Source organism: Paraburkholderia fungorum, assembly GCF_046026025.1.
Lineage (GTDB): Bacteria > Pseudomonadota > Gammaproteobacteria > Burkholderiales > Burkholderiaceae > Paraburkholderia > Paraburkholderia fungorum_E.
Genome location: NZ_JAQQFL010000011.1, coordinates 38,829 through 51,082, shown reverse-complemented (window position 1 = coordinate 51,082; position 12,254 = coordinate 38,829). Strand labels below are relative to the sequence as shown.

Genomic DNA, 12,254 nt, shown 5'->3' with positions numbered 1-12,254 from the left:
CTGCCGTGGAGTGTGCGAGGGCACGGATTCCAGATGCACCACTACCGTGGCTGTGCGGGGGACCCGCTTAAGAACTAGCGGTGTGAGCCGCTTTCTTTTGCCTACTTTTCTTTGCGGCAGGCAAAGAAAAGTAGGTGCCCCCCCGCACAGGGGGAACGCTAATAGACCAATATCAAATCAAGGAAAGGCCCAAGAACCCAGATCAACGAATGGCCCAAGAACCCAGACCAAGAAAAGCCCACCACCGCAGGCAAACAGCCAAACAAAACGCCAACCAGACCCCCACCCACAGACAAACAAAAAAAACAAACCCCGAAACTCCCACGTAATAAGTTCATCTGACACGTGCAGACCTTCTACAATCGGAAACGACCGAGCAGCCCCCGGCTGCCAACCGAACCGCGCAAGCGACCATCACAGGAGCGACCCTGATGCAGCAGCCAGAAGCCCTCGGCGGCCTATCCCACTCGGGTGGAATCGATCACCACGAACCCGAGCCGGACGGCGCATTCATCCCGACGGAAAACCTCAACGTCGCGAGCGCCACCCAGCATGTGCTCAAGTCTGGCGACACCTTCATCGTCAACGATCCCCTAGGCGATATCACCGGCCACGACGACGGCCTGTTCGTCAACGACACCCGCGTTCTCTCCGCATTGCGCCTCACCTTCGGCGGCCGCGCGCCATCGTTGTTGTCGGGTAGCGTCAGCAGCGACAACACATCATTCACCGCGCATCTGACCAATCGCCCGCTGCCGCCGCTCGGCGGCGACAGTACACCCGAAGGCGTGATCCACGTCGAACGGGTGCGCGTGCTTTCGGGCACCGTGCTCAACGAAGCCATCGAACTCACCAACTACGGCACGAGCGATGCAGTCGTGCCGCTGTCGATCTCCTTTGCCAGCGATTTCCGCGACATGTTCGAAGTGCGCGGCCTCAAGCGCGACAAACAGGGCCGTGTCGAACCGGCGCGCGTCGAGAACCGCGAGGTGCTGCTCGGCTATATCGGTCTCGATGACGTGGCGCGCAATGTGCAGATCGCCTTCTCGCCGGAACCAGACAAGCTCTTCGCCGATCGCGCGGATTACACCGTCAAGCTGCCCGCGCAAGCCTGCGTATCGATCTATCTGTCTGTCGCGGTGCAGGTGGTCCCGCAAGCCGACAAGCCCGCCGCTGGCGTCGCGCAACCCACGCACGCGGTGAGCGAAGCGCATCTGTCGCAAATCGACGCGGAGCGCCCGCGCGTCGGGCGCGCTGCGGTGCGCGCCGCCCTGGTCGACGCCCATCTGGTGATGCGGGAACGGCGCCGCGTCACGGCGCGCGTGCGTTCGAGCAATCCGCTGTTCAACGCGTGGATCGACCGGTCGCTGGCCGACCTCGGTCTGCTGACGACCGATCTCGCCACGGGGCCGTACCCCTACGCCGGCATCCCCTGGTTCTCGACGCCGTTCGGGCGCGACGCCGTCATCACGTCGTTGCAAACGCTGTGGCTCCAGCCGAATCTGGCCGCGGGTGTGCTGCGTTTTCTCGCCGAACATCAGGCGCGCGAGAATTCGCCGTTCCGCGATGCCGCGCCCGGCAAGATCATGCACGAGATGCGCAAGGGCGAAATGGCCGCCACCGGTGAAGTGCCGTTCGCGCTGTACTACGGCGGCGTCGACACGACGCCGCTGTTCATCGTGCTGGCCGGCGCCTATGCGACACGCACGAACGACTTCGAGCTGATCGACGAGTTGTGGCCTGCGCTGGAGCGCGCGGCGCAATGGGTCGCGGGCGTGTGCGACAAGAATCGCTATGGTCTGCTGGACTACCAGCGCGAGTCCGATGGCGGCCTCGCGAATCAAGGCTGGAAAGACAGCCACGATTCGGTCTTCCACGCGGACGGCCGTTTCCCCGACGGTCCTATCGCGCTCGTCGAAGTGCAGGCGTATGCGAGCGCCGCATTCGACACGATGGCTCACTTTGCCAAGCTGCGCGGCCTGCACGATCAGGCAAAGCAGTTCAGCGAACGCGCGAAGAAAATCCGTCAGTGCGTCGAAGAAAAGTACTGGATGGAAGAGTCCGGCTTTTACGGCATCGCGCTCGACGGTCACGGCGAGTTGTGCCGCGTCATGGCGTCGAATGCGGGCCACCTGCTGGCCTTCGGTCTGCCCGCGCGCGAGCGTGGCGAGGCGGTGGTGCGCGCGCTCGACTCCACGCTGTTCCATACCGGCTGGGGCGTGCGTACGCTGGCCGCGAGTCAGGCGCGCTTCAATCCGATGGCGTACCACAACGGCTCGGTCTGGCCGCATGACAACGCGCTCTGTGCACGCGGCCTGTCGCGCTATGGCGGCAAGGCGGCGGCCGTGCGGCTGCTGCAGGCGCTATTCCAGGCGGCGGTCAATTTCGACATGCGCCTGCCCGAGCTGTTCTGCGGTTTCCCGCGGCGGCGCGGCGAGCCGCCTACCGCCTATCCGGTCGCCTGTCTGCCGCAAGCGTGGGCGGCGGGATCGCCCTTCATGATGCTCGAAGCCTGTTTGGGCATCACGATCGACGCGGAGCGGCGCGAAGTCGTGATCGAGCAACCCATGCTGCCCGAGGGCATCGACTGGCTCGAAGTCGGCGATCTGAAGGTGGGCGACTCGTCGGTGTCGATCACGTTCCGGCGCATCGGCGACAAGGTGGTCGCGTCGGCCGAGCAGGGCGACGTGCGGGTGGTCGCGCTTCTGTAGATACGTGCTTTCCCGAGGGATGAGGCGCACGCTGGAAGTTCTGTTGGCTGCGAGGCACCGGGTGGTAACATTTGTTGTCATCCTTATCGGCCGTTCACCCGGACCTTCGCATGCCAGACAGTTTTGACCAGCTCGCCGCCCTGATCCGGGCGCGCTTCTCCGAACTGAGTCCGCAGTTCCAGATGGGCGCGGCGTTCCTGCTCGACCATCCTGACGAAGTCGCGGTCTCGTCGATGCGCAAAGTGGCCGAGCGGGCGCAGGTGCAACCGGCCTCGCTGGTGCGCCTGTCGCAGCAGTTGGGTTTTCCCGGCTGGAACGAATTACGCAACCTGTTCGTCGCGCGCGTGCGCACGCGGCCCGAGCCGCTCACCAGCCGCGCGCGCTCGCTCGTCAAATCGAAAGATGCGCTGGCCAACGACCTGCTGGTCGCGCAACAGCACAACCTTGAAGTCACCGCGGCGCATAACGGGCGCGTGATCGTGGAAGCGGCGCGTCTGCTGCGGCGTGCACCGCATGTGCATGTTGCAGGCTTTCGTTCCTGTTATGCCGTGGCGTTCGGCCTGGTGTACGGCTATCGGCTGTTCCGTCCGTCGGTGTCGCTGCTCAACGGCGAAGCCGGCACGCTCGAGATGCAACTGCGCACGGTGGAACGTGACAGCGCCACCATCGTCATCAGTTTCGCGCCGTATTCAGTCGAAGCGGCGCGCGTAGCCGAGGCCGCGCTGGAAAAAGGCAGCAAGCTGATCGCGATCACGGACAGCGCGGTCTCGCCGATCGCGTTGAACGCAGACAAGGTGCTGATCTTTTCGCACGAAAGCCCGTCGTTCTTTCCTTCGCTGGTGGCCGCCACGGCGATTTCCGAATCGCTGGTCGCGCATCTGCTCGCGCTGGAAGGGGCGGGCGCGGTCGAGCAACTCGGTATTGCCGAGCAATCGCTGCACGACAAGGGCGCGTACGTGCCTTGATGTTCGTCGTCTGAGTCAGACAGGTATCCGCCGCATGGAGCAGAGCCGCTGCGTTTGTTTCGTCGTCACATCGTTTGACAACAAATGTTGTTTAGAAGTATAAATGCGTACCGATTGTTGAATGGGTGCGAGCCGTGATGTCGAAGCAGGAATTGAGTCTCTTTCAGGTGAACGGTGAGCCGTATGACATCGGCTACCGGCTGGGCGAACTCGCCAGACCGGTATTCACCGAATACATGGAACAAAGCAGTGCGTGGCGGGCGGTTCGGCGCTGGCGCGGCGAGCCGTTCGTGCAGCAACTGCGCGATGCGGCCCGCGCACATTTTCCGGCGCTGCTGACCGAACTCGACGGCATGGCGGCAGGCCTGGGTTGGTCGGCGGAAGACATTTTTCTGTGGAATTGCCGCGGTGAGTTGATTCACAACGCGCCGGACGGTTGCACGACGTTGGCCGCCGTAGAAGGCCATGCGCGTTTCATTGCCCACAATGAAGACGGCGATCCGTATTTGCGCGAGCGTTGCGCGCTAGTCGAGGTTCAGCCCGCCGGCAAGCCCGGCTTTGTGAGCTTCTATTACCCAGGATCGCTGCCGGGGCACACCTTCGCGGCCACTCGCGCCGGACTCGTTCAAGCCATCAACAATCTGCGGATTCGCGTCCCCGCAAGCGGCGTGCCGCGAATGATTCTCGCGCGCGCGGTGCTCGATGCGGCTTCGCTCGACGAGGCGCTGCGCATTCTGCGCGGCACTCCGGCTGCGAGCGGTTTTCATCACACGCTCGGCTGTGCGGGCGACGAGCGTCTTTTGAGCATCGAAGCAAGCGCGCAGCGATGTTCCGTGCAGACGGTCTCCACTATCGCCGGCCACGCTAATCATCTGATTCATCCCGGTTGCGAAGCCGAGGCGCAAATCGTCACGGGTTCTTCACGTGACCGGCAGGCTCGCGTCGACCATCTGTTGAGCACGCGCTCCGGTCCAATCAATCAAGCTGCCTTGCTCGGCGTGTTGCAGGATCGCGCGCCCGAGGGCTTGCCGATCTACCGCGACGACCCGCTCGACCCCGACGACGAAAACACGCTTGCCACGGCGCTGTTCGACATCGGCAGCGACAGTGTTTCGATGACAGTCTATCGACAGGGTCAATGCGCATTCGACACAGCCATCGCATGCGAGCGGCCCGCGCAGCCTAGCGCCTGAGCAGCCGTCGCCCATACAAAGGAAAAGGAAACCATGTCCACCGTATTCCATCGCTCGCCTAAGCAGTCCCTGCCAGCGGCTGTTGCCGGCGACGGCATCGAAATCATCGATTCCACCGGCAAGCGTTACATCGACGCCTCGGGCGGCGCAGCCGTCTCGTGCCTCGGCCATAGCAATCAGCGCGTGATCGACGCGATCAAGCGGCAGGCGCAGCAATTGCCATATGCGCACACGTCGTTCTTCACGACCCAGGTTGCGGAAGAACTCGCCGAGCGTCTGGTGGCGAGCGCACCACAAGGGCTCGAACACGTGTATTTCGTGTCGGGCGGCTCGGAAGCGATCGAGGCGGCGTTGAAACTGGCGCGGCAGTACTTCGTCGAGAAGGGCGAGTTGCAACGCCGTCACTTCATCGCGCGACGCCAGAGCTATCACGGCAATACGCTGGGGGCGCTGGCGATCGGCGGCAATGCGTGGCGGCGCGAGCCGTTCCTGCCGATCCTGATCGAAGCGCATCACGTGAGTCCGTGTTACGCCTATCGCGAACAACGCGCCGACGAGACCGAAGAGCAGTTCGCGCAGCGTCTCGCGGATGAACTTGCACAGAAGATTCTTGAACTCGGCGCCGACACGGTGGCCGCATTCGTCGCCGAAACGGTGGTGGGCGCGACGGCCGGCGCCGTGCCGCCGGTGCGCGAGTATTTCCGCAAGATCCGCGCGGTGTGCGATCGCTACGGCGTGCTGCTGATCCTCGACGAAATCATGTCCGGCATGGGTCGCACGGGCTACCTGTACGCATGCGAGGAAGACGGCGTCGCGCCGGACCTGCTGACCATCGCCAAGGGGCTCGGCGCCGGCTATCAGCCGATCGGCGCGACGCTGGTCAGCGACCGCATTTACCAGACGATTGTCGGCGGCTCGGGTTTCTTTCAGCACGGACATACGTATATCGGCCATGCCACCGCCTGCGCTGCGGCGCTCGAGGTGCAGCGCGTGATCGCCGACGATCGGCTGCTGCCGAACGTCCTGGCGCGTGGCGAGCAGTTGCGTGGCCGGCTGCGTGAGCACTATGCGCAGCATCCGCATATCGGCGACGTCCGTGGGCGAGGCCTCTTTGTCGGCGTCGAACTGGTTCGGGACCGGGCGACCAGAACGCCGTTCGACGCCGAGCTGAAACTGCACGCTGCGATCCGGCGAGAAGCGTTCTCGCGTGGGTTGATGGTGTACCCGATGGGCGGCACGGTCGACGGCAAGATCGGCGATCATGTGCTGCTGGCGCCGCCGTTTATCTGCACCGCGCGCGACATCGACGAGATCGTTAGCCGTCTGACCGACGCCATCGAAGGCGCACTGGCCGCCATCTGACACCCTTTCCATTCCTGCGAGATTTGCGATGACCGAGCGTTTGCCTCACTTCGAACTGTCCGATGCCACGCCCGAACAGAAGGCCGTGCTCGACGAAATCCTGTCGGGCCCGCGTGGCAACCTGAACGGACCGTTTCTGGGCTGGATCCATAGTCCGGAGTTGGCGCAGCAGGCGCAACGGCTCGGCGCGTTCTGCCGCTATCGCACCGGCTTGCCGCTACGCCTCTCGGAGCTGGCGATTCTGGTGACCGCGGCACGGTGGCAGGCGCAGGCCGAGTGGTACATCCACTATCCGATTGCCCTGGAAGCGGGCGTGGCCGAAGCGGATGCCGAGACAATCCGCCAGGGGCATCGGCCGTCCTTCGCGAATGCCGATGACGCCTTGATTCACGACTTCGCGAGCGAACTCTACGACACGAAGCGCGTCTCGGATGCCACCTATGCGAAGGCAGTCGCGCGCTTTGGCCATCAGGTGGTGATCAACCTGGTCGGTTTGCTCGGTTACTACGCTCTGGTGGCAATGACGCTGAATGTGTTCGACATGCGGGCCGTGGGGCAGGAGCAATTGCCGTTCGCCGAGTAGCGGTTGTACCGTTTTTTACCTCCATCTCCACACCTCCGCTAAAAAGCACCGCCGCCGCGATCTTCGCCGCGGCGGCGCCGTGCCTTCCAATGCGCTGCGCAATCCGCGAACTGTAAGCCGCAATCCGTAGGCCGCAATCCTTAGGCCGGCGTCGTCACGACACTGGCACACGGAAGCGCCTATGATGAAGTTCGGTCCACGCCCGCGCCTCTCGCGCCGCGCGGCACGCCCCGAAGGAAGTCCTCCTGGGCGACTCGCGACCGATGCCGATCCCACGAAAATCCGGGCTGGACCGTTGCGGGCGGCATCACGTAGGGTTGAGGAGCGGCACGAAGCAGGGCACAAACAGGAGAGAGCAATGAAGCGCAAGGCATCAGCAGTCTGGCAAGGCGGCCTGCAGAACGGCAAAGGCTCGATTTCCACCGACAGCGGCGTCCTGAAGGAAACCCAATACTCGTTTTCCACACGCTTCGCGGACGGCATCGGCACGAATCCCGAAGAGCTGATTGCGGCCGCGCACGCCGGTTGCTTCTCGATGGCGCTGTCGGCGGAACTGGGCAAGGCCGGCATCACGCCTGAACGGATCGGCACCACGGCAACCGTCACGCTCGACAAGGACGGCGGCGGTTTTTCGATTACCGCGGTGCATCTCGATGTGGCCGTGAAAATCCCCGGCGGCGACCAGGCCGCGTTCGAAAAGGCCACCGCGGATGCCAAGGCGGGCTGTCCGGTGTCCAAGGTGCTGAACGCCGCCATCACGATGGACGCGAAGCTCGAAACCTGAGCGTGCGATGTGTGCCGTGGTGTGTGCCGCCGTTCGTGCCGCGGTTTGAGCACTAGAGACGCATGCAGGACCGGCAGGCAGGGGTAGGGAGTCCGGCTGCCGGCTACCGTTTTCTGTTCGTTTCACTCATTTGCAATCTAACGAAGATGACGACGATCCGGCCGCGCTTGGGTGCGAAACGCCGGTCGCCGTTTTTGATGGGACCGTCAATGACAACGCAAACCGAAAAAGCACGGCAATTCCACTCATATCACGCAGCCGGCGAAGCCTTCATCATCCCGAATCCGTGGGACATCGGCTCCGCGCGCCTGCTCGCGCTGGCTGGTTTCAAGGCGCTCGCCACCAGCAGCGCGGGCTACGCGTTTTCGCGCGGCCTGCCGGATAACTCCATTGGCCGCGCACAGATGATGACGCACCTCGCCGAAATCGCGGCGGCGACGGATCTGCCGGTCAGCGCCGATCTGGAAAATGGGTTCGGCGATACGCCGGAAGACTGCGCCGAAACCATCATGCAAGCCGCGGCTGCGGGCGTCGTTGGCGGTTCGATCGAGGACGCCACCGGCCGCGCCGACGAACCGATTTACCCGTTCGAAGCCGCGGTGGAGCGCGTACGCGCGGCCGTCGTTGCGGCGCGCACCTTGCCGTTTCCATTCACGCTGACGGCGCGAGCCGAGAACTATCTGGTGGGCCGGCCCGATCTGGACGATACGATCCGGCGTTTGCAGGCTTATGAGGAGGCCGGGGCGGATGTGCTTTACGCGCCTGGCCTCAAGACGCGCGAAGAGATCGCCGCGGTGGTCGGCGCACTCCAGCGGCCGGTCAATGTGCTGATGGGGTTGCAGGGCGTGCTGCTCAGTTTTGACGATCTGCGCTCGCTGGGCGTACGGCGTGTCAGTGTGGGCGGTTCGCTGGCGCGCGCGGCGTTGGGCGCGTTTCTTCGCGCGGCGCACGAAATGCGTGATCACGGCACCTTCAACTACACGAAAGAGGCCGCCAGCGGCAATGAGATCAACCAGCTCTTCACCGCCGCCGCGCAGAAGTGGGGCGAGCACACGGGCGGGTGATCTTGATGTCCACCGGCCTGTTTCCGCGTCGCGAAGTGGGCGCGTGAGTTTTTGCCGGACAGTATCGAGGCCCAATCTCGCCTTGCTTTCTTGAACGGTTAGTCATAATATCCGTTCCATGACGCAATCTGGCAACTGGAAGCAATCCGTGAAAAAAGGCGGCGAGGCCGCCCGGGGGCGTCCTCGCGAGTTCGATACGGACACGGTTCTGGCGAGCGCGAGCCAGGTGTTCTGGCATCACGGCTACCACGCCACCTCGATCGACGACCTTTGCAAGGCCACCGGCCTGCTGCGCGGCAGTCTGTACGGCGTCTTCGGCGACAAGCACGGCATCATGCTCGCCGCGCTGGATCATTATGCGGAAGGCTCGGTTGCGCGGCTGGCCGAGCGGCTGAACGCACCGGTGCCGGCGGACGAGGCGCTGCGCAACGCCTTGCTGCATTACGCCCGGGTGGCTTGCGCGCTGTCCGGCGAGCGCAGTTGCTTCATCACCAACACTACGCTGGAAATGCCGCGCGACGACGAGACACTGCGTACGCGCGTCGCGGCAATTCAACGCCGTATGGCGACCCTGCTGGCGGCAGCGGTGATTCGCGGGCAGGCGAGCGGCGCCTTCAATTCCACGCTTGACGAAAAAGCCGTCGGCGATTTCCTGCTGTGCGTGATGCAAGGGCTGCGAGTGCTGGGCCGAGTCGCCCACACTGAGGATGCGCTGATCGGGATCGTGGACGTCGCCATGCGTGCGCTCGTCTAATTTTTTTACCTATTTCTTGAACGAGCGGTCATGAATAGAGACGCTATTAAGCCCGCTTCGGCGGCACTAGTCGGTGCGGAAGGGGGTGCCGTTGCAGTCTGCCCCGGCGCAGGTGCGGTGGCCGCCAATGCGGTGGCCGCCAGTGCGGTGGCCGCTCGCGCGGCGGCAACCGCCGGGAAGGCTGCGGCCGGCTTCGAGCGCCCGGGACTCGCGCTCGCCGTGCTGTTCGTGGGCGCCTTCCTCGCGCCACTCGACTATTTCATCGTCAACCTCGCGCTACCGTCGATTCACACCGGCCTGAACGCCACCGACGCGCAACTGCAACTCGTGGTGTCCGCCTACGCATCCGCTTATGCCGTGCTGCTGATCACCGGCGGGCGCCTCGGCGACCTGTTCGGCCGGCGTCGCATGTTCATGACGGGGATGGCGGCATTCGTGGTCGCCTCCGCGCTGTGCGGCTTTGCCACCAGCGGTCACATGCTGGTGATCTCGCGGATCGTGCAGGGCATCGCAGCCGCGGTCATGGCGCCACAAGTGCTCGCGACCATTCGCGCGGTCGTGCCGTTGCACCAGCAGACCAAGGTGATGAGCCTCTACGGTTTCGTATTCGGACTGTCGTCGATCGTCGGCCAACTGGGCGGCGGTGCGCTGATCACCTATCACCCGTTCGGGCTCGACTGGCGCATCATCTTTCTCATCAACATTCCGATCGGCATCGTGGCCTTCATCGGCACATGGAAGTTCGTGCCGGAAAATCAACCGGCCACGCAAACCGGCATCGACCTGAAGGGCGTCGCGCTACTGTCGATGGTGCTGCTGCTGGTCATCTATCCGATGACGCACGGCCGTGAAGCGGGGTGGCCCGTGTGGACTTTCGTGATGTTCGCGCTGGCCGTGCCCGTGTTCGCGCTATTCGTGGCGACCGAGCGGCGTGTCGAACGCGGCGGCGGCCATCCGCTGGTCGACCTGCAATTGTTCCGCAACCCGGCTTTCGCACTGGGTCTCGTGCTCGCGTTTCTGTTCTACTGCAACAGCGCGTTTTTCCTGACCTACGGGATCTTCCTGCAAACCGGTCTGCACTGGACGCCGCTTGCCTCAGGCATGGCCATCATGCCGTTCGCGATCGGCTTCGTGGTCGGGCCGCTGACGTCGCCCGCGGTGGTCAAGCGCATCGGCGGCCATGTGCTGGCGCTCGGCTTCTCGATGATGACCGTCGGTTTCACCGTCACCGGCTGGTCCGCCACCCACGCCGCCACCCCGGATCTGCTGTTCTATTGCGGACTGGTGTGCGCGGGCGTCGGTCACGGCCTGCTGCTGCCGTCGATCATGCGCATCGTGCTGCAGGAAGTTGTCCCGGAGAAGGCGGGGCTCGCTTCGGGCGTCGTGTCGTCGACGCTGCAGATCGGCTCGGCGTTCGGCACTGCGGCCATCAGCGGCGCGTTTTTCGGAGTGATCGGCGGCCGCGAGACGCCGGGCGCCTATGCGCAAGCGTTCCAGTACAGCCTCGCGATCAACGCGTGCCTGATGTTCGTGTGTATCGGCTTGAGCGTGCTGCTGGTGCGGCATCAACAGTTCGCATTGCGCCGCAGCGCACAGCCGGTTTGAAAATAACGAGCCGGAAATCGTTTTCAACGGAAGCCGCCGCGGGCTTTTATGCCGTTGAGCCAGGTCCGGTTCGCGGCTCGATATTTACCGGCTGGTTTTTTGTTCACTGGTAATTCCGGGTTTAGGGTGATTGGAATAAAGCTGAATCGGTTTGTTAGCTCCGCATTAAATATGACGAATGCAATGCGCATTTCCTACTTGCGATTCGGGTTTTCCAGAGTAATTCTTGCTGCCGGGTAGCATTGCCAGGATGGCTGACTGGCATGGCTTTGAGGGTTTTTACCAGTTTTTCCTTGGTGCCCGGCGAGGAAAAACCTATTCCCGCTCCGATGAAAACGGTATCAATAAAAAGCACTTGCCGTGATTAATTCAGATTGTTAATCTTGGCAAACTTTTTGGAGTTTTCCTTCGGTAGTTCGATGTTGCAAGGCACCAGGCGATAACTTAATTCCGCTCAACGGGTTCCGGGGGACTGAATATGCTGACCGCTACCATTGATGCATTTGAAACACTGCCATCCGCCCGCTTCAACGTTGGTGACGTCGTCACGTTGAAAGAAGGCGGTTCGCGCATGACCGTGACCTACTCGGGACCAGTGGCGCTCAATCCTGGCGACTGGCTGATTTGCGAGTGGTTCGACGAACATGGCGAACTGCGCCGCGAGATGTTCGCGCACGAGAGCGTGCGGGTCGAGCCACGTTCGATTCCTGCTGGTTCTGTGGTGTGGCGCAAAATGGGCCGGGCGGCCTGACGCGTCATCTGTTGCGTCACCGGTTATTTTTCCCCGCGCTCACGCGCCGCAGCGCGCCTTTGTACGCGCATCATAAGCGCCGAAGAAAAGGCCCGCATCCCCAAGATCTTCCGCGCCTGCACGACTTCGCCGGCCACGTTTTTCGGCGGGTTCGGCTGTAACGACCAGTAGAGCGCGAGCAGCCAGCCAAAGCCCGTCCAGCCGAGACACGCATTGAAGAGCGCCAGCGTCAGCACGTCATGGCGCTTGCGCCGGTCCGCGAGAATACTCGGCAGAAAATACAGCGCCAGCGCGAGCACCGCGGCGATGATCTGAACTACGACGTTGCCACCCATAGTCATAGTCTGCCTCCCCAGCACACGACATATGCAGCGATTGTCGCGCGATTGTCTGTTTTGCGCAGTGCCGCCGTGAACGCCGGCCGTGTGCTTGCAAGCGCGCCGAGGGGTTCAGCGCATCGCGCATCAGGACTATCATGCAGG

At 63.2% G+C, this 12,254-nt stretch carries 11 protein-coding genes; 10 read left to right on the top strand and 1 reads right to left on the bottom strand.

The window, feature by feature from the left end; genetic code table 11:
* The first annotated feature begins 431 nt into the window (after window positions 1-431).
* From PQR67_RS14265 to PQR67_RS14220, 10 genes are all read left to right on the top strand, one after another.
* Window positions 432-2,711: an amylo-alpha-1,6-glucosidase gene (locus PQR67_RS14265; RefSeq protein WP_408459932.1), complete on the top strand. Its 2,280-nt coding sequence runs from the start codon at window positions 432-434 to the stop codon at window positions 2,709-2,711.
* 110 nt (window positions 2,712-2,821) lie between these two features.
* The gene (locus tag PQR67_RS14260) at window positions 2,822-3,676 is read left to right on the top strand and encodes a MurR/RpiR family transcriptional regulator (RefSeq protein ID WP_408459930.1); all 855 of its coding nucleotides are present in this window, start codon (window positions 2,822-2,824) and stop codon (window positions 3,674-3,676) included.
* A 137-nt stretch (window positions 3,677-3,813) separates the two neighbouring features.
* Window positions 3,814-4,869: a C45 family autoproteolytic acyltransferase/hydrolase gene (locus PQR67_RS14255; RefSeq protein WP_408459927.1), complete on the top strand. Its 1,056-nt coding sequence runs from the start codon at window positions 3,814-3,816 to the stop codon at window positions 4,867-4,869.
* Window positions 4,870-4,902: 33 nt separating this feature from the next.
* Window positions 4,903-6,231 carry an aspartate aminotransferase family protein gene (locus PQR67_RS14250; protein ID WP_408459924.1) on the top strand — a complete coding sequence of 443 codons (1,329 nt, stop codon included), beginning with the start codon at window positions 4,903-4,905 and terminating at the stop codon, window positions 6,229-6,231.
* Window positions 6,232-6,259: 28 nt separating this feature from the next.
* Window positions 6,260-6,814, top strand: a complete 555-nt coding sequence (locus PQR67_RS14245; protein WP_408459921.1) for a carboxymuconolactone decarboxylase family protein — start codon at window positions 6,260-6,262, stop codon at window positions 6,812-6,814.
* 358 nt (window positions 6,815-7,172) lie between these two features.
* Window positions 7,173-7,598: an OsmC family protein gene (locus PQR67_RS14240; protein WP_120345093.1), complete on the top strand. Its 426-nt coding sequence runs from the start codon at window positions 7,173-7,175 to the stop codon at window positions 7,596-7,598.
* 209 nt (window positions 7,599-7,807) lie between these two features.
* Entirely contained in the window at window positions 7,808-8,662 is an 855-nt protein-coding gene (locus PQR67_RS14235) for an isocitrate lyase/PEP mutase family protein (RefSeq protein WP_408459917.1), read from the top strand.
* Window positions 8,663-8,780: 118 nt separating this feature from the next.
* Entirely contained in the window at window positions 8,781-9,416 is a 636-nt protein-coding gene (locus PQR67_RS14230; protein WP_408459914.1) for a TetR/AcrR family transcriptional regulator, read from the top strand.
* Between the two features lie 30 nt (window positions 9,417-9,446).
* Window positions 9,447-11,021, top strand: a complete 1,575-nt coding sequence (locus tag PQR67_RS14225) for an MFS transporter (RefSeq protein ID WP_408459911.1) — start codon at window positions 9,447-9,449, stop codon at window positions 11,019-11,021.
* A gap of 478 nt (window positions 11,022-11,499) precedes the next feature.
* Window positions 11,500-11,772, top strand: coding sequence for a YodC family protein (locus PQR67_RS14220; protein ID WP_408459908.1), 273 nt, complete (start codon window positions 11,500-11,502; stop codon window positions 11,770-11,772).
* Window positions 11,773-11,795: 23 nt separating this feature from the next.
* Here PQR67_RS14220 and PQR67_RS14215 read toward each other — a convergent pair whose 3' ends face one another.
* Complete coding sequence (locus tag PQR67_RS14215; protein WP_408459905.1) at window positions 11,796-12,107, bottom strand: superinfection immunity protein; 312 nt, start codon at window positions 12,105-12,107, stop codon at window positions 11,796-11,798.
* Window positions 12,108-12,254 lie beyond the last annotated feature (147 nt).

Bases quoted from the DNA above. Each gene is read 5' to 3' on its own strand.
- PQR67_RS14220 (WP_408459908.1), top strand. From the start codon at position 11,500: ATGCTGACCGCTACCATTGATGCATTTGAAACACTGCCATCCGCCCGC.
- PQR67_RS14240 (WP_120345093.1), top strand. From the start codon at position 7,173: ATGAAGCGCAAGGCATCAGCAGTCTGGCAAGGCGGCCTGCAGAACGGC.
- PQR67_RS14215 (WP_408459905.1), bottom strand. From the start codon at position 12,107: ATGGGTGGCAACGTCGTAGTTCAGATCATCGCCGCGGTGCTCGCGCTG.
- PQR67_RS14250 (WP_408459924.1), top strand. From the start codon at position 4,903: ATGTCCACCGTATTCCATCGCTCGCCTAAGCAGTCCCTGCCAGCGGCT.
- PQR67_RS14230 (WP_408459914.1), top strand. From the start codon at position 8,781: ATGACGCAATCTGGCAACTGGAAGCAATCCGTGAAAAAAGGCGGCGAG.
- PQR67_RS14225 (WP_408459911.1), top strand. From the start codon at position 9,447: ATGAATAGAGACGCTATTAAGCCCGCTTCGGCGGCACTAGTCGGTGCG.
- PQR67_RS14260 (WP_408459930.1), top strand. From the start codon at position 2,822: ATGCCAGACAGTTTTGACCAGCTCGCCGCCCTGATCCGGGCGCGCTTC.
- PQR67_RS14255 (WP_408459927.1), top strand. From the start codon at position 3,814: ATGTCGAAGCAGGAATTGAGTCTCTTTCAGGTGAACGGTGAGCCGTAT.
- PQR67_RS14235 (WP_408459917.1), top strand. From the start codon at position 7,808: ATGACAACGCAAACCGAAAAAGCACGGCAATTCCACTCATATCACGCA.
- PQR67_RS14245 (WP_408459921.1), top strand. From the start codon at position 6,260: ATGACCGAGCGTTTGCCTCACTTCGAACTGTCCGATGCCACGCCCGAA.
- PQR67_RS14265 (WP_408459932.1), top strand. From the start codon at position 432: ATGCAGCAGCCAGAAGCCCTCGGCGGCCTATCCCACTCGGGTGGAATC.